The organism is Bifidobacterium sp. 2450 (assembly GCF_041900695.1).
Taxonomy (GTDB): domain Bacteria; phylum Actinomycetota; class Actinomycetes; order Actinomycetales; family Bifidobacteriaceae; genus Bifidobacterium; species Bifidobacterium longum.
Genome location: NZ_JBHEEA010000005.1, coordinates 1 through 17,114 on the forward strand (window position 1 = coordinate 1; position 17,114 = coordinate 17,114).

A 17,114-nucleotide genomic window follows, 5' to 3' on the forward strand; every position below is an offset into this window, starting at 1 on the left:
GAGATTTTGCGCACTTTGGTTTGGGCTTGAGATAGGGGCATGGCCCGTGTCCTGTGTACGATTTTCAGTCGCCAGACATTAGAAAACCGCGATTGGAAACGAGGGCACGAAGCCATGTCACAGCAGATTCTACAGGTCGACCAGGCCATGTTGGAAACCACCCTGGACCGGATGGTCCGCAAAAGCGTCGAGGAGACCCTGAACGCGATGCTCGACGCCGAGGCCGACGAGATCACCGGCGCCGCGCGCTACGAGCGCAGCGGGGACCGCAAGGCGTACCGGGCCGGCCACTACGAGCGCGACCTGACCGTCAAGGCCGGCAAAATGAGCCTGAAAGTGCCGAAACTCAAGGGCGCGGTGTTCGAGTCGGCCGTGATCGAACGATACCGTCGGCGTGAGGAGAGCGTCGAGGAGGCCTTGATCGACATGTACCTGGCCGGCGTCTCCACCCGCCAGGTCGATGATGTCAGCCGGCTCCTGTGGGGCGACCGCATGCCCTCGCAGACCCTGAGCGACAAGCTCAAGCGCGTCTATGCGGATATCGACGCATGGCGGGGCAGGCCCCTCGAACAGGATTACCCGTACCTGTTCATGGACGGCGTGTGGCACAAAAGGTGCTGGGGCGGGTCCGTGGAGAACGTGAGCATCCTGGTGGCCATCGGCGTCGGCATGGACGGGCGGCGCGAGGTGCTTTCGGTGGCCGAGGGCATGAAGGAGGACGCGGAAAGCTGGCGCGAATTCATCAAAGGCATGCTCGCACGAGGCCTCAAGGGCGTGAGACTGGTGACGGGAGATCGGTGCGCGGGGCTGGTCGCCGCCGCGGGCGAGCTGCTGCCCGATGCCCGCTACCAGCGGTGCATGGTGCATTTCGAGCGCAACATACTCGCCAGGGTCAACCCCGGGAACCGCGACTGGGCGGCCGACGCACTGAAGGCCGTGTTCTCCATGGAATCACGCGACAAGGCGTTGGAGAAGGCCGAATCCGTCGCCCGGGACATGGAATCCAGGAAACTCAAGGAGGCCGCCAAATGCCTGCGCGAGGGCATCGGCGAGACCACGACCTACCTGCTCGACGACTACCCGCGCGAGCATAGGCGTCGGATCCGCACCAACAACATGATCGAACGGCTCAACCGCGAGATCAGGCGCAGGACCCGCGTGGTCGGCTCGTTCCCCGACGGACGCAGCGCGTTGATGCTCGTCTGCGCGAGGGTCCGCTACGTGACATCCGACGAGTGGTCGACGCGCCGCTACCTCGACATGTCAAGGCTCGGTGAGACCGTACCAGCAGCGAACTGATCACCGCCACAGGGACGGGCGAAGACCAAAGTGCGCAAGAGTTCGGGCACTACCGTGAGCCGCAATCAATGTATTGCTCTTGTTGTTGTTCGCAATGATGCTGTCCCACGAAGCGAAGCAGAAGCAGATTCCTTGCAATCCACCGCAAACCCTGTATTTCCGCAGCTCATGAGAACTGCCGACGAATTCAATATACGAAGCGCTGCCGGATTGGCAGAAAAACTATACCTTGCTGTCAAGGTCGTCATTGTCGATATATTTGAACGAGACTATCTTCCGCATCTGGAAGCATGAAGTATAGATACCCGTATCACAATAAACACTCAGACCGTGTAAGCATACTGCCGCGTGATTTGAGGGCGCACCGGAGCTTCCTCCACGCAGTAGTGCTTGCGCATGCTGGTCAGGATGGTGCGCAGCGCCTTGTTTGTCTGCTCGGCGGCCGTACGGAACTTTGCGTATTCCTTGCCGTGCGGGTCCTCAATATCCTCGGGTTCGGGAAGCATGGGCCGAATAATGGAAGCAGAGTCAATCACTGACTGCAAGCGTTCCTGAATGGTCAAGCCCTTGACCAGTCCGTTGCGCGCGCAGTACTCGCACATGTTGGCGAAGTCACCCAACAGGAACGTATACTTTACAGCAGTAGGTGCCAGCGTGACGATGTCTTTGCGCTGATCCTTCTCAAAGCACAGGATCAGATCAGCTGACTTGGCCATCGACTGTGTCAGGCGTCGAGAGCGGAACCCACTCGGTTCGATGCCTACGCTTTCCATGAGCAGGGCGCTGTTGGGATCAATCTGGTGCATGGGCAAACCATGCGTGCCCGCGCTGGAAACCTGCACTGTGGTACCGGAAAGGTAGCGGGTGAGTAGCAGCTCGCCCATGGGAGAACGACAAATATTGCCGGTGCAGACGAACATAATGTGCATGGGCTCAGTCCTTCTTCACACTTACAACGCTACCTTGCGGGCCTGCGTACAAACCACTGGCGCACCATTCTAGTCCGATACGTCGGACTGTGACCAATCCGCGTCCACCCACCATCACTTCATCTTCACAGAATGCTAATGGGAAATTCGTTTTTTTAAGCGATTTTGCTATAGGGGGGGGGGGCGGACTCATGGTAGGGTGTTCAATAGAGATGAAATTAACATGATTTCCTTGCAGTTGCAGGAAATACCTTAGGGGGGGGGGGGGAAGGAAGTTCACGTACCGTGTCGAGAGTCAGCACCACGGCATCAGCAACGGCTCAACATATGAACAACGCTACAGCAGAGACTGAGACACCGCACCGAGTGCAAATCAGCCGTGCTCAGGCAGCACATACGGATTCTCACATTGCGGACGCAACTCCTAATACGTCTGCACCAACGTTTTTTGATGGCACTTACTTCTCATCTTCTCCGGATGGCACCGTTACTCATAACGATGCTGGCGATAGGCCTCATCTCACCGAATATTCGGTGCCCAAATGGCGTTATCTGTACAATACGACAATGGTGATTCTGGATCTGCTGATGACCATCATCGCCACCTGCATCGTATTCGCGTGCAATCCAGGAGCATATGCCAATGTACAGAACATGGGACCGGCCGATTATGGTGTACTCAGTTTCCTGAGCTTAGCCTGCATCTCCTGGCTCATCAGTCTCTATGCAGCTCGAAGCTACGAACGCCACACTATGGGCGAGGGATACGGACTATATGCCAAGCTGCTTAATGCGGCCTTTATCGACTTCATTATGCTCTGCACATTGGGCTACTTGTTCCATCTGAATGTGCCGCGTTCCCTGAATGTATTTATTCCTATCCTTTCCCTCATCCTCGTTATCGTTGAACGCTGGCTGATGCGTCGTGCGCTTCACCGTAATCGAGCAAAAGGCGAGTTCAACTACCCCACTATTATCATTGGCTCTCCGGAGGGCATCCGTAAAACGCTAAAGCAGCTCAAAGCATGCCTCAGCCTGGGGTATGCACCCATCGCGGTCTGCCCTGTTGCCTCTGTGTGTGATTCGGATGACCCGAATGCTGCTCAGCATCTTGTATCGGTTCCGTTCATTCCTGCCAATGATGAAGAAGCGCGGCTCAAGGTGTTGGCGTTGAACTCCCATTTGCCTCAGACCGCCAAGCGGATGAAGGTTCGCACTATCCTGATCGCTGATGTGCTGACGCATGATTCCGAGACCATGCGTACACTTTCGCTCGCCGTTGAATCTATGGGCATTGAGCTGGCTCTCACTGCTTCTGTTGCGGATCTGAGCGGTGCAAATCTGCAGCTGCATAATGACCCCTCTATGCCGATTTTGACAGCTCGGCTTGCGCAGTATTCTCTGCCGACTCGCATCTTTAAGCGTGTGTGCGATATCGTTCTCTCCCTGGTGGCAATCATTCTGAGTTCGCCCATCATGCTATGGGCTGCATATAAGGTTAAGCGAGAAGACGGTGGCCCCGTGTTCTACTCACAGACTCGTATCGGCATCTACGGCAAGCCTTTCACTATGTACAAATTCCGTTCCATGCGAATGAACGCCGATAAGATGGATGCCGAAGTGGCTGCCGCAGCTGGCGTGGAACTGGGAACAACATTCAAGGTCAAGGACGATCCTCGTATTACTAAAATTGGCAAGTTTATCCGTAAGATTTCCATTGACGAGGTTCCCCAGTTCTTCAATGTGCTGAAGGGCGATATGTCTATGGTGGGTCCGCGCCCGCAGCGTCAATATGAGGTTGACCAGTATTCGCCGCTGTATTCCACCCGTTTGCTGGTCAAGCCGGGTATCACCGGCCCCTGGCAGATTTCCGGACGTAATGATTTGTCTCAGGAACAGTCTGAGTATGCGGATGTGTCGTATGTTCAGAATTGGTCTATTACGGGGGATATCGCGATTCTGCTGAAGACAGTGGGCGCAGTATTTAATGGGACTGGCATGTAGTTCTGCAATGTAGAGAGGGCGTCAGCTTTTTGCTGACGCCCTCTTGTTTTTGGTCTCTCTCCTCAGGCAGCCGCCTTGTGGCTGACAGCTCCCATGGTCCGGCAGAGGCTCTTTGGTTATGCGTTGTCAGTAATCAGCAATCAGCGGTTGGTCTTGCGACGAACCAGCAGAAGGGTGATTCCGGCAAACGCCATAAACAGCAGCGCGGCCGCAATCGGCTCCGCTGTGGCACCGGTTTGCGAAAGCTCGACCTTGCACTGGTTGGCCGGGGTCTGCGGCTTGTTGCCGGCTCTTCGCATTTTGGCGTGTATGGCGTGTGGTTAGAGGTGGGTTTGGATGGCTTGTCTGAAGCCTCCGGTGTGGAGCAGGCTTCTGGTGATGTAGTTGTCGAGGTTGCGGAAGCCGAAGGCGATGCCCCTGAGGGTCTCGAGCCTGCCGTTGATGGCCTCGGTGGGGCCGTTCGCGCCGTTGGGGTGGTCGAAAAAACGCGAGCACGTCGCCCATACGGCGTTTGAGGGTGCGTCCGAGCGTGGCGAGTCCGGGACATCCGGGCGCACCGCCTTTGACGGCGAGGGATTCGATGAGCTCGGCCATCATGCCCCGTCCCTTGCGCCGGTCCTCGTGTGCGTGGCAGGAGATGATCTTCCGGTACGCGCCGTGCGCGAGGGTGAGCGGCTTGTTCGCGGGGTCGGCGAGCAGATCGTCGGCGCGCACCTCCTGCCTGTCGGTGCGCAGGGACGCGGTCTTGAGCAGGATCGACCGTGGTCGTCGACCTTCGCGGCATCGGGTCATCCGGGCGCACGACGGGGTCGGCGGGGACGTGTTCGACCTGTTCTTCCGACAGCTCGCCGACGAGCGGAAGGCGTCCGTCACAGTGGCGACCGGCGACGGGGCCGGATGGATCGACTCGCGCGTCGCCGAGCACTGCCCGAACGCCGAACGCGTGCCGGATGGCTTCCGCATCGTCTCCTGGATGACCGGCGCCTTGGACAAGGTCGGGAAACGCCTGTGGAACCAGGCGCGCCACGGGCACGACGAGGAGGCGGCCGGGCGCATGCGCGGCGCCAGATACACCGTCCCGAAGAACCCCGACAAGCTGACCGCCGGGCGGTCGGAGGCATTCGGAAGCCCGCGACGCACGGACCCCAAGGGCCAGCCCTACCGTTCATGGCGGCTCGAGGAACCGCCGCGCACCCTGCTCGGGCTCCCCCGACCAGGCCAGGGGAGAGCTGAACCACTGGGTGTTCCGGGCCTCGCATAGCCGCATCCCCGAGATCGTCGAGCTTTCCAAAAAAACAGGAGACGCCGCCCCGACATCCCACGCACCATCGAACCGGGCTGCTCCAACGCCAGGCTCGAGGCGTTCAGCAACAGGATCAAGGTCACCATCCGCATGGCCTACGGCTTCCACCGCGTCACCAACCTCATCGCCCTGATCATACTCCGATGCAGCGGACTCGACATCCGACTACCACAACCCACAATCTAACCCACAAAAACAGCAGAAGCCTCAAAGATCGGTATTCTTGCAGGGCTTTTTGGGTTATCCCGCGGGCATGGGTAGACTGGCATGCGGTAGGAGAAATACTCGCTGAAAGGTGCATGCCAGCTCATGGGAACGGGTGGCCATCCGGAAAAGAATACGACGCCAACGGCTCCGGCGTCGCATAACAGTGTCGCGGATCAGCCCACGATGGTGCAGTCTCCGGTGTCCGGGCCTGCCCAACCGGGCGATGTGCAGCCCACGGAGGCGATGAGCGGCGTTCCGGTGCCCCCGTCCGAACCGGCGGGCACGGCGATTCCCGTTGCCAATCACGACATCGTCGATACGTTCTGGGACATTCCTCCGATCACGTTCCCCACGGACCTATACGACGCCGGCGGGGCCGGTGCTCCATCCGGTCCGCGGCCACCCCAGTCAGCCGCGCTGACCCCCGGCATCATACGCGATGTGCACGTCGTGCACTGCTACGTGCCGTCCGCCGAGCTACCCGTCCAGCGAAAGCGTAACCGGGCAGCCAGCCAGTATCGATACATGTCATAACGTAAGGAAGTAGCCCATGCCATCACACGCACGCACGGTCACCAGGAAAACCCATCGCGTTCGCAACGCGCTGCTCGTCGTGCTGCTGTTGCTGGTCGTGTGCGCCGCGGCGGCCGGCTTCAGCGGATTCAAACTGTACAAGTCGGCGATGAGCGCCAAAGCGCACCTCAACAATGTCGTCAACGCGGCCAAGGTCATCAAGGACGGTTCCACCGACGACATGGTCAAGGCGCTGTCCGACGTGAGCCACATCCAGAAGGAGGCGGCCGCCGCCAAGCAGGATGTCAGCGGCGGTCTGTGGACGCTGGCGGAGAAGATGCCCGTGGTCGGTGGTGACGTGAAGACGGCGCGCACCGCCATCGGTACCATCGATGACTTCGCGCAGACCACGCTGCCCCAGCTGGGCAAGGTCGTCACCACACTGACCGGTGCCAGCCTCTCCAGTGGCGATGGGCAGCTCAACATGGAGCCGATCATCGCCGCGGCGCAGCAGCTTGCTGCGGTCGACCAGTCCGTGCAATCGCAGGCCAGGACGATCCAGGATCTTCCCGACGCCAAACTCGGCGTGGTGAACAACGCGCTGCAGAACGGCAAGACGCAGATGGCCGCCTTGGCGCAGGTGACCGAAAACCTGAGCGGCATGCTCAACATGCTGCCGAACTTCCTCGGTGCGAACGGCGCCCGCAACTACGTGCTGCTGGCCCAGACGAATTCCGAGATCCGCGGCACCGGCGGCCTGATCGGTTCGGCCGGTTCCTTCAGCGCGGACAACGGCAAGATCGCGGTGGGGGAGTTCCACGCGGATGCCGAGTTCCCCTCCAACGCCGCGTTGGATGACGTCAACCAGGACGGTGACGGCACGCTGTACAGCGGACTGTACTTCGGTCAAGTCATCCATAATCTTTCGTCCACGCTGGACTTCCCGCGCGTCGCGTCCATGGCCCAGAAGTTCTGGCAGGCGGCTCCGTTCGGCGGATCGTCCGACGGCGTGATGTCGCTCGACCCCGTCGCGCTGCAGGCGATGATCGGCGCCACCGGCGACGTGACCCTGTCCGACGGGCGCGTGCTCAACGGGTCGAACACCGCCGAATTCCTGCTCAACGGCGCCTACAAGGAACTGACGCCCTCCGCTCAGGACCAGTACTTCAGCGAGACCGCCGCCCAGGCGGTCGCCCACCTGTTCGGCGACATGAACACGCAGAAGCTCATGACCGTCGCCAAGACGATGCTCCGGATGGCCGAGCAGCGGCACCTGTACTTCTGGTCGTTCCACGAGGAGGATCAGGCGGTGCTGCGCAGCGCCGGCGTCACCGGCGAGATCACCAACGACGTGAAGAACCCGGTGACCAGCGTCTACCTCAACGAGATGCAGGCCTCGAAGATGGACTGGTACATCCAGCGCAAGTCGACGGTGAAGAGGACCAGCGACAACACCTACCACGTTACGTATTCGTTCACCAACACCCTGCAGCTGGGCGAGGCCGGATCCCTGCCGGAATACATCACGGCGAACGCCAAGGGAGGCGTGGCGGTGAACCGCGTGGTCATCTACACGCCTGCCGGAGGCGAGGTCAGCAACGTGTCGGCGTCGAACGGCAGTTCCTTCGCGCAGGTGCAGGCCAAGGACCATATGACCTACATGGACGACATCTCTCTGGCACCTCAGGACACGGTGACCATCGAATACGACGTGACCACCGCGGCCGGCTCGGCCAACCTCAAACTGGATCAGACGCCGACCATCGGCGACCCCGCGATCACGTACGAGTACTGATCGGTATTGATCTGTGGGTGTGATCTTGGGATTGTGTGCCCTTATGAAAGCGTGCCGCCGACTCCTCTCGGAACCGGTGACGCGCTTTCTGTAATGCCTGATTAGAACCTTGTGGGGGGGGGTGCGGACAAAAAGTTGGATACTTGAGAGGCTTCTGCTGTTTTTGTGGGTTAGATTGTGGGTTGTGGTAGTCGGATGTCGAGTCCGCTGCATCGGAGTATGATCAGGGCGATGAGGTTGGTGACGCGGTGGAAGCCGTAGGCCATGCGGATGGTGACCTTGATCCTGTTGCTGAACGCCTCGAGCCTGGCGTTGGAGCAGCCCGGTTCGATGGTGCGTGGGATGTCGGGGCGGCGTCTCCTGTTTTTTTGGAAAGCTCGACGATCTCGGGGATGCGGCTATGCGAGGCCCGGAACACCCAGTGATTCACACCCCTAACCGCTAGGGGGGGGGCAGAAAACCACATAGCGAACGTGATCGGATAGTAACTACGTTCATTTTGACGTCTCGAATAACGGGACTAATTTGCTCTGCAACCGGGCGGCCAGCCATCTCGGCATTGCATCTCGACGGACTACCCCACGGACTACCCCTGGGTGTAGCGTATCGGGGTTGCTTTGAGAGACCGCCTGATGCGTTGTTGCGGTCGATCAGCGAGAGTGGAGTATGCACGTGGGTGGAATGAACGGAGCTCAGGGAATCAAGAATCGTCGCGGCGAACTGCAGCGGGTGCTGAGCCGCGAGGAATCATATGTAGACGGCAAACTCAGCCGGGCGGCGTTCATCTCCATCGCGATATTGACCTTTATTACCTTCGTGGGCAACTTCACGCAGTTGCAGCTGAGTTCCGCGCTGCCGATTATCGTTTCCGAATTCCACATCTCCGTAACCACCGGGCAGTGGCTCACCTCCGTGTTCCAGCTGGTCATGGGCGTGATGGTGCCGCTGACCGCGTTTCTGACCCGGCGCTTCTCCACCCGCCAGATCGTCATCTGCTCGATGGCGGTGTTCACAATCGGCTCCGTGCTGGCATGGTTGGGGCCAAACTTCGTATGGGTGCTGGTCGGGCGCGTGCTCGGAGCTGCCGGCACAGGCGTGATGTGGCCGGTGCTGCAAATCACCGTGTTCTCCATTTACCCGCTGTCTCGCCGCGGTTTCGCGATGGGCACCGTGGGCATGGCCATGAGCGTGGCTCCGGCAATCGGCCCCACCTTGGGCGGCTGGCAGACCGACGCCAATGGCTGGCGTTCAATCTTCCTGACCATGACCGTGATTGGCGTGGTCTCGCTGCTGGCGGCCATGTTCGGACTGCATAATTTCGGTTCACACGACCCTTCGGCCCGCGCGGACTTCTTCTCGGTGTGCCTGTCGGTGATCGGCTTTGGCGGGCTGATGTTCGGCTTCACCAATTCAGAGACCTATGGATTCGCGGCACCGGTCACGTGGGGGCCCATGGTTGTGGGACTGGTCGGCATCGTGTGGTTTGTGATGCGCAACCTGCGCGCTGGCAAGCGGTATCGCGAGGCCGTAGCCAAGGACAAGTCGGCACTCCCCCAGCCGCCGCTGCTGGACTTGGAAGTGCTGAAGAACCGTTCGTTCACCGTCGGCACCATTACCGCGTCGCTGGCATTTTTCGCCTTCAGTTCGATTTTGGTCATCATGCCGCTCTACATCCAGACTGACCGCGGCTATTCGGCCACGATGAGCGGTCTGATCATGCTGCCGGGCGCCATCGGCCAGTGCGTCTCCCAGTTCTTCGGCGGCCGTGCGATGGATCGATTCGGCGCACGACCCGTGGCTTTGTTCGGTTCGATTGTGTTGACCCTTGGCACCTTGGGCATGTCGCTGGTGGCGATGGATACGTGGATCTGGTGGGTATCGATCTGCCAGTTCATCCGTCAGATCGGCATGGGTTTCCTGCTGATGCCGATTACCACGTGGTCCCTGAATTGCCTGAACGGGCCGAGCGAAGTGTCCGCCGGATCATCGGTGACGAATACCGCGCGTCAGATTGCGGGCGCTGTGGGCGCACCCGTGTTGGTGATTCTGATGGAAACGTTTGCTGCTTTGCATAAGCAGGGCGGCGCCTCCGCCGTCGCCGCTTCGATTTTCGGCATTCAATGGGCGCTGCGCATTTCCGCAATGATCTGCCTGGCAATGGTGTTGATGGTGTTCTTCGGCGTCAAGGGCGACGGCGCCGGTCGTACGCGAGACATTATTTCCTTGCGCGCGCTGCGCGAACGGCGTGCGCGGCGTATGGCTGCGAACTGACGGCAGATTCAACCATTCTCAACATAATAAGAAACCCCGGTGTTGGAACCGGGGTTTCTTATTATGTTGTGCTATCGCAGGATTTCAGCTGGAGTCTATTGCGCCCTGCCCATCAGCGTCAGGACAATCAGCAGCACGTTGAGCGCCACAATCAGTGCCACCACAATCATAAAAATCACGTGCTTGACGGTTCCATCAGCCCACTTGCCCATGAGTTCCTTGTTATGCGTGTATCGCATCAGCGGAATCACGGCGAACGGGATGCCGATGGAAAGCACCACCTGGCCGATGACCAGCGCCTGAGTCGGGTCCTTGGCGAACCACAGCACAATCAGTGCCGGCACCAGCGTGACCACACGGCAGGCCCACATCGGGGCGTTAACGTGCAGCAGACCGTGCATGATTTCCGAGCCGGCATACGTGCCGACCGATGTGGAGCTCAGCGACGAAGCCAGCAGGCCGATGGAGAAGATCGTGCCGATCACCGGGCCGAGCACCTGCGTGATCGCCCGCTGTGCGCCGTCGATGGAATCCGTGCCAGACATGCCATGCAGCGAGTTGGCGGCGAGCACCAGCATCGCCAGATTCACGGTGCCGGCCAGCAACAGCGCCCAGGCCACATCGATTTTCGAGCCTTTCAGCTGCGTTTTGATCGACGGCTTTTCGCCGCCTGCGTAATGGTCGTTGACCAGCGTGGAGTGCAGGTAGATGGCGTGCGGCATCACGGTGGCGCCCAGAATCGAGGCGGCCATCAACACCGAGTCGGCGCCTTGGAAGCGTGGAATCATGCCTTTGACCACTTCGCCGGGGTTCGGCGGGGCTACGAACAGGCCTGCGATGAAGCCGAATGTGATAATCAGCAGCATCACGATGATGATGCGCTCGAACGTGGTTTGCGTCTTGCCGCCTTGGAACCACAGCATCACCGTGGAGATTGCGCCGATCACCAGACCGCCGGTGAACAGCGGCAATCCGAACAGCAGGTTCAGGGCGATGGCGCCGCCGATCACCTCGGCCAGATCGGTGGCGATGGCGATGACCTCGGCCTGCATGAAGAACATGAACCGGCCGGCATCGCTCATACGCTCGCCCAGCAGTTCCGGCAGGGATTTGTTGGTCACGATGCCGAGTTTGGCGGACTGATACTGGATGAGCACGCTCATGGCGTTGGCGAGCACCAGCACCCACACCAACAGGTAGCCGTATCGTGCGCCGGAGGTGATGTTGGCCGCCACATTGCCTGGATCGACATAGGCCACGGCCGCCACGAACGCGGGGCCAAGGATGCTGGCCAGCGCATGGTCATGCGGCTTTTTCTTGTTGTTCGTCCCTGCTCCGGCCCCGGTTCCGACTCCGGCAAGCTGGCGTTCCTTCTCGATTTCCGGTGTTTCCTGTTCGATGTCTGCCACGGCGTTCGTCATAGTGGTTGCCGCAGTGGCATCTGCTGCGGTGTGTGTTACTGCCATATCGTTTGTACCTGTTCCCTTCATACCGCGCACAGTTATAGCGCAGGCATGTTTCCCGCGTCAACAGACGGACAATCTGCGGACGATTGATGGATGACTGGCGGACTGGCAGCTGGCATTTCCCGCCATCTCGCTCATGAAATGTGACAAACCGCCAAAAACTCGCTCATGAAATGTGCCAGACGGCGGAAAACTCGCTCATGAAAGTGCAGCTGACAGTGCTATCTGCTTTGAAAGCAGATAGCACTCTGCGAATGGCCTAATGTACCTCTCTCAAGCGAGATACTCTTCCTCTTACTGGTCTGCGGGCACAGCCTGGCCCGGGCAGGTGTGGAGAACGGCGAGCATGGCGTCCTTTTCTTGGGAGGTGACGGTGAGCTGGTACTTGTCTTTGACGCCAATCTGGCGGGCCACGTAGTCGCAACGGTAGTCGGCGTTGGTGGGTAGCCAGTAGGCGGCGGAAGCCGAACCCTTCTCCTGATTGGTCGGGCCGTCGACGGCCAGCAGGTTGTAGGGGTCATTGCCGAATTCATGGCGTTTGGCAGTGGACCAGTCGCGCGCACCGGATTGCCAAGCGTTTTCAAGGGCCACCACATGGTCGATCTGCACTTTGGCGCTGGTGGCGCGGCCACGTACAAAATGGATGGTCTGAGCGGTGTACGGATCGGCCAGTGTGCCGGACTCGACCACACAGGAACCGGCGTATTTGTAGGTGATGTCCGTGAGATCGCGGGCGAGCACGTCGTCGCGTACGTCGCAGCCATTGCCGTCGACGTCGGTGGTGCGGAAACCGAAGGAATCGCGGTCGTAGCCGGAGGAGCTTTGGTTGTCGTCTACGGCGAGCGCGTTCAAAGTGTCGGCGGCTGAACCGGTGGCAGTGTAGCCACCGGTGATTTTGGCCGCGTCGGAGCTGACCTGCGGCAGTAGCAGGCCGATGGTCACGCCGATTGCTACGGCGAGAACGACGAGAATCAGCACGCGCTCCAGCGGTCCAGAGGCGTTGAAACGACGGCGGAAGTGGGCGTTACGACGTGCCATCAATCACGCATAGGTGAAGGTGAGGGGGTCGTGGCCGGCGCGGGTGGGGCCGTCGAGGGCGTCGATGGCAGCGTGTTCGTCGGCGGTCAGGGCGAAGCCGAACAGGTTGAGATTCTCCTTCTGGCGGTCGGCATGCACGGACTTGGGGATGATGATTGTGCCGTTTTCGATGTGCCAGCGCAGAATCACCTGGGCCGGGCTGACCTCATGGGCGGCGGCGATCTTCTCGATGGTGCCGTCGCCGGCGTTGAGGTCGGCGCCACGCGCCATCGGCGAGTAGGCCTCCACGGCGATGCCGTGCTCCTTGCAGAACGCCACCACTTCGCGCTGCTGCCACGTGGGGTGCAGCTCAATCTGATTGACGGCCGGCCATGCGCCGGTCTCCTCGTGCAGACGCTTCAGATCGGCGGGCATGAAGTTGCATACGCCGAGCGTGCGGGCCATGCCTTCGTCGCGCAGCTTGACGAACGCCTTCCAGGTGTCGGTGCTGCGCCAGTCGAACGGCGTGGGCCAATGGATCATGTACATGTCCACGTAATCGAGCTGGAGGAGTTCCAGCGAGTTGTCGAAAGCTTTGAGCGCGGAATCGTAGCCCTGCTGGGAGTCGCGCAGCTTGGTGGTGACCCACAGGGTCTCACGCTTGGCGCCCTTGTTGTATCCGGAAGCGGCGAGCGCACGACCCACGCCGGCCTCGTTGTTGTAGCCGGCCGCACCATCGATATGGCGGTAGCCGGCTTCCAACGCGGATTCGACGACGGGGACCACACCCTCGTCATCGATGCGTAGCACGCCGAGACCGACTTGCGGAATGGAATGGCCGTCTTTCAAGGCGATGTCCGGCACGTTGGCGGGGTTGATGTGTCCGTTGGTCATGGCTTTTGATGCTCCTTTATTGCTGCGACTACACGCCACTGTACACGGAGAGGCACATGTCAGCGTGTGGAGGCGCGGGCGATGACCTGGGATTCGGTGGTGAGCAGTTCGGGCTTGGTGATGCTGCCGTCGATGCGTCCGAGGACACGATTCACTGCCGTGGGAGCTGTCCAGTCAAGGCGGGAATCCATGGTGGTCAGCGGAATCTGCAGGTAGGAGGCTTCCTCGTTGTTGTCGAAGCCGATGACCTGCACCTGCGCGGGCACCTCATAACCAGCGGCGCGCAGAGCGGTCAATGCGCCGATGGCCAACTGATCGTTCAGGGCGATCACACCGTCGAATGGCACGCCGGAATCAATGAGCCGCTGGGTCACACGGGCACCGGCTCCGATGGTCCAATCCTGATCGGTGTTGCCAATCAGCTGCGGATCCAAGGAGGGCCCACGCCTACGGGTCTCTTCGATGATGCCGCGCAGACGCAGCTGCGCGTTGCCTTCTACGGCATTCAGCAATGCATCTTCGTCGTAAACGTCACGGGCACCGATCACTGCAAGTCTGGTGGAACCGCGGTCATACAGGTAGCCTGCGGCCATGGCGGCTGCGGATACATCGTCTGGGGTCACGTGATCCACAATGTCCCACGTGGTACGCGCGCCAACGATGACCAGCGGAAAATCAACCTTCAGATCATCGGGCGAAATGTTTTCCACCTCGCTCATGGAAAGGATCATGCCATCGGACACCGTGGAGTTGAACTTCTTCAGCAGATCGCGCGCGCCTTTCGCGGAGCCTTCCGCATACGTGGTGACGTATACGGAATAGTCGCGCTGACGGGCGGCCTCGATGGTGCGGTTGGCGAGCTCGGCCAGATATGGCGGAATCAGCGAAGGCACGGCGAGGGTGATGAAGCCGGTGTGATCGCGGTTGAGGTTGCGGGCGGCCACGTTGACTCGGTAGTCGAGGTCCTTAATGACCGACTCGACCTTGGCACGGGTCTCATCGGTCATACGCCCGGAGCCATTGATTACGTTCGACGCAGTTTTGAGCGATACACCGGCGGCCTGAGCGACATCGCGTAGCGTCACTCGACGCTTGGCTGTTTTCTCGTCGCTCATGCCGCACTCCTCTATCTGGACAACATTGCCATTCTAGCGCGGTCTAGCAGGACGCTTTAGCGATAAGAATGGCATTGCGATTCAGCGTATAGCCGGTGGTGTCGGCCTCGCAACGGTAGGCGATGATGAGCTCTCCTTCCACACCGTTGATGGCGACGGGCTGGTTTGAGCGGTTGAGGTAGAAATCGAAGCGGGTGGAGCCGTCTGCGGATCGGCGGATGGTGCGCAGGATGCGGGGATCTGTGGTGGGATAGGTTGGAGTTTGACCACCCTCAGTCGGCTGCGCCGACAGCTCCCGCCAGCGGGAGCCAAGTGCTTTGAGCAGCTGGGCAATGTCGTGACGGTTGAGGTCGCAGCCCACGTAGATGGCGGTGCCTTGGCCGTGGGGGTGACTGGTGATGGCGGGGACGCCGTCGAGCTCCCAATCAGCAGCGGCTGTACCCATGTACGTGGCAAGCACGCGAGTGTCTGGAGCGACCGAGGTCACGTCATTCTGCCACAGACGGGTCGTGAGTCCATTCGACAAACCGATTTCGACCGGTTCGTCTTCGGCTTCTTCTCCGAGGATGTTGAATTCTTCGGAGCGGATGCCGAGCATGTCGCGCAGGAGCCCGTTGCCGGCGCCGGGGTAGCCGCCGAGGCCGATGTGGAAGTGTTCGTCGATCAGGCCGGTGGCGTAGCCGACGATGACCGTACCGCCGTTTTCGGCGAAGTCTGTGATGCGACGGGTATCCTCGTCGGACAGGGCGATCACGGTGGGCAGCACGATAGTCTGGTACCCGCTCCAATCGTAGGCGAGCGGTACCACGTCCGCGCGCGCTCCGGTATCAAGATAGCCACGGTACCAGTCGCGCACGTCATGCCAGTGATTGAGTTTCATGCTGGGCAGGGTCTCGGAGCGAGTGGCCCATTCGGATTCCGCACTGAACAGAATCGCCGTGTCCGCGCGCTTCAGTTCCGTGTCTTGCACACCCGCGTCGGACAGCGTCTTCAGCGCGGCGCCGAGTTCGCACACACCTCGAAACAGTTTCGTATCGGAGCCCGCGTGGGGCACCATCGCGGAGTGGAATGCCTCGGCACCCGATGCGGATTGCCTCCATTGGAAGAAGTTGATGGCGTCGGCACCCATGGCCACGTGGGCCAAGGAGTCGCGCATGAGCTCGCCGGCGCGCTTGCGCATGTTCAGCGGCTTCCACTGCACGGCTGAGGTGGAGTGCTCCATCACGTACCACGGCTTGCCCAGCGCAAGCGAGTCCATGAGCGCGTCCGAGCAGGCGAGCTCGTCCAGATGGGATTCGCCCTCATGGAAGTAGTGATCGTTGGACACGAAGTCCACTTCGTTTGCCCATTGCGCGTAGTCCATGGTGCATTGGTCGGTGGAGACCATAAAGTTCGTGGTGAACGGCTTGCCGGGGCAGATCTGCTCGATGGCGTCGCGTTCGGCTTTGTAGAAGTCGAGCAGCATGTCGTTGCCGAACCGCTCGTAATCCAACTGCTGGGGCGGGTTGACCATGCTGTCGCCGCCCATGTGGCGAGGCAGAAGCACCTCGGCAAAGCTGTTGACGTGCTGGGACCAGAACGCCGTACCCCACGCTTCGTTCAACGCGTCGATGGTACCGTACTTGGCCTCGCACCACGTGCGGAACGCGGCCAGGGCGTTGTCGGAGTAGTCGTAGCGGTTGTTCCAGCCGTATTCGTTGCCCATGTGCCAGGTCGTCACGTATGGATTGTCCTTGTAGTGTTCGGCAAGTTTGCGGCACAGGCGCAGCGCGTATTCCTTGAACACCGGGCTTGTAGGCTGCCACGACTGGCGTGAGCCCGCGTTGACCACATGGCCGTATCGGTCGATTGGCAGCACCTCAGGATGACGCTCGTACAGCCACAACGGGGCCGTGGCAGTGGCCGAGGCCAGGTCCACGGCGATGCCCGCCGCGCCGAGCTTGTCGATCACGTGGTCAAGCCACTCGAACGTGAACTCGCCCTCGCGCGGTTCGATCCTGTCCCAGCTGAAGATGGCAAGGGCCACAGTGTTGACGCCAGCCTGGGTCATCAGGTGGATGTCCTCGTCCAGCGTCTCCTCCGGCCACTGATCCGGATTGTAGTCGCCGCCGAACGCGATGCCACGACCATTCGGCGTCAACAAAGACGGCCAACGGAATGCTCTGCGAGTAGTCATATCAATCAAGTCCTTCATTGTATCGGCTTATGGCCGGTGCTGTGTTTGCCGGTTTTGGGCTTTGGCTCCCCCTCAGTCTCACTGCGTTCGACAGCTCTCCTCAGAGAAGGGAGACAAGACCCCAT

The 17,114-nt window shown here is 60.3% G+C and carries 17 protein-coding genes; 7 read left to right on the top strand and 10 right to left on the bottom strand.

Annotated elements, in window-relative coordinates:
* The first annotated feature begins 114 nt into the window (after window positions 1-114).
* Window positions 115-1,299, top strand: a complete 1,185-nt coding sequence (locus tag ACEUKI_RS03320; protein ID WP_131218582.1) for an IS256 family transposase — start codon at window positions 115-117, stop codon at window positions 1,297-1,299.
* Window positions 1,300-1,353: 54 nt separating this feature from the next.
* Window positions 1,354-1,593, top strand: coding sequence for a hypothetical protein (locus ACEUKI_RS03325; protein ID WP_374156488.1), 240 nt, complete (start codon window positions 1,354-1,356; stop codon window positions 1,591-1,593).
* A gap of 29 nt (window positions 1,594-1,622) precedes the next feature.
* Here the strand turns inward: ACEUKI_RS03325 and ACEUKI_RS03330 are convergent, their stop codons facing one another.
* Window positions 1,623-2,228: a low molecular weight phosphatase family protein gene (locus ACEUKI_RS03330; protein ID WP_374156489.1), complete on the bottom strand. Its 606-nt coding sequence runs from the start codon at window positions 2,226-2,228 to the stop codon at window positions 1,623-1,625.
* Window positions 2,229-2,555: 327 nt separating this feature from the next.
* Here ACEUKI_RS03330 and ACEUKI_RS03335 point away from each other — a divergent pair, with 327 nt between their 5' ends.
* Window positions 2,556-4,232, top strand: a complete 1,677-nt coding sequence (locus tag ACEUKI_RS03335) for a sugar transferase (protein WP_374156490.1) — start codon at window positions 2,556-2,558, stop codon at window positions 4,230-4,232.
* A gap of 140 nt (window positions 4,233-4,372) precedes the next feature.
* On the opposite strand, the gene ACEUKI_RS03340 is transcribed toward ACEUKI_RS03335, so the two are convergent.
* Together ACEUKI_RS03340 and ACEUKI_RS03345 are read right to left on the bottom strand one after the other, a co-directional pair.
* On the bottom strand, window positions 4,373-4,531 hold the full coding sequence (locus ACEUKI_RS03340; RefSeq protein ID WP_374156491.1) for an LPXTG cell wall anchor domain-containing protein: 159 nt from the start codon (window positions 4,529-4,531) through the stop codon (window positions 4,373-4,375).
* A 21-nt stretch (window positions 4,532-4,552) separates the two neighbouring features.
* Window positions 4,553-4,789, bottom strand: a complete 237-nt coding sequence (locus tag ACEUKI_RS03345) for a transposase (protein ID WP_374156492.1) — start codon at window positions 4,787-4,789, stop codon at window positions 4,553-4,555.
* A gap of 188 nt (window positions 4,790-4,977) precedes the next feature.
* Between ACEUKI_RS03345 and ACEUKI_RS03350 the strand changes: the two genes are divergently transcribed.
* On the top strand, window positions 4,978-5,493 hold the full coding sequence (locus tag ACEUKI_RS03350) for a transposase (protein ID WP_374156493.1): 516 nt from the start codon (window positions 4,978-4,980) through the stop codon (window positions 5,491-5,493).
* Between the two features lie 66 nt (window positions 5,494-5,559).
* Window positions 5,560-5,721, top strand: coding sequence for a transposase (locus ACEUKI_RS03355; RefSeq protein WP_374156530.1), 162 nt, complete (start codon window positions 5,560-5,562; stop codon window positions 5,719-5,721).
* Window positions 5,722-5,915: 194 nt separating this feature from the next.
* On the opposite strand, the gene ACEUKI_RS03360 is transcribed toward ACEUKI_RS03355, so the two are convergent.
* Window positions 5,916-6,044: a hypothetical protein gene (locus ACEUKI_RS03360; protein ID WP_374156494.1), complete on the bottom strand. Its 129-nt coding sequence runs from the start codon at window positions 6,042-6,044 to the stop codon at window positions 5,916-5,918.
* A gap of 248 nt (window positions 6,045-6,292) precedes the next feature.
* Here ACEUKI_RS03360 and ACEUKI_RS03365 point away from each other — a divergent pair, with 248 nt between their 5' ends.
* Window positions 6,293-8,050, top strand: a complete 1,758-nt coding sequence (locus ACEUKI_RS03365; protein ID WP_374156495.1) for a DUF4012 domain-containing protein — start codon at window positions 6,293-6,295, stop codon at window positions 8,048-8,050.
* 170 nt (window positions 8,051-8,220) lie between these two features.
* Here the strand turns inward: ACEUKI_RS03365 and ACEUKI_RS03370 are convergent, their stop codons facing one another.
* A complete protein-coding gene (locus ACEUKI_RS03370; RefSeq protein ID WP_374156531.1) occupies window positions 8,221-8,394 on the bottom strand; it encodes a transposase in 174 nt (57 codons plus the stop codon).
* Between the two features lie 337 nt (window positions 8,395-8,731).
* On the opposite strand from ACEUKI_RS03370, the gene ACEUKI_RS03375 reads away from it, so the two are divergent.
* Entirely contained in the window at window positions 8,732-10,321 is a 1,590-nt protein-coding gene (locus ACEUKI_RS03375; RefSeq protein WP_179133490.1) for an MDR family MFS transporter, read from the top strand.
* Window positions 10,322-10,416: 95 nt separating this feature from the next.
* On the opposite strand, the gene ACEUKI_RS03380 is transcribed toward ACEUKI_RS03375, so the two are convergent.
* From ACEUKI_RS03380 to ACEUKI_RS03400, 5 genes are all read right to left on the bottom strand, one after another.
* Entirely contained in the window at window positions 10,417-11,787 is a 1,371-nt protein-coding gene (locus tag ACEUKI_RS03380) for an Nramp family divalent metal transporter (protein WP_080785356.1), read from the bottom strand.
* A gap of 294 nt (window positions 11,788-12,081) precedes the next feature.
* Window positions 12,082-12,825 carry an HNH endonuclease family protein gene (locus tag ACEUKI_RS03385; protein ID WP_179133488.1) on the bottom strand — a complete coding sequence of 248 codons (744 nt, stop codon included), beginning with the start codon at window positions 12,823-12,825 and terminating at the stop codon, window positions 12,082-12,084.
* Window positions 12,826-12,828: 3 nt separating this feature from the next.
* The gene (locus tag ACEUKI_RS03390) at window positions 12,829-13,698 is read right to left on the bottom strand and encodes an aldo/keto reductase (RefSeq protein ID WP_080785357.1); all 870 of its coding nucleotides are present in this window, start codon (window positions 13,696-13,698) and stop codon (window positions 12,829-12,831) included.
* 59 nt (window positions 13,699-13,757) lie between these two features.
* The gene (locus ACEUKI_RS03395) at window positions 13,758-14,813 is read right to left on the bottom strand and encodes a LacI family DNA-binding transcriptional regulator (protein ID WP_080785358.1); all 1,056 of its coding nucleotides are present in this window, start codon (window positions 14,811-14,813) and stop codon (window positions 13,758-13,760) included.
* A 43-nt stretch (window positions 14,814-14,856) separates the two neighbouring features.
* Complete coding sequence (locus tag ACEUKI_RS03400; protein WP_080785359.1) at window positions 14,857-16,989, bottom strand: beta-galactosidase; 2,133 nt, start codon at window positions 16,987-16,989, stop codon at window positions 14,857-14,859.
* Window positions 16,990-17,114 lie beyond the last annotated feature (125 nt).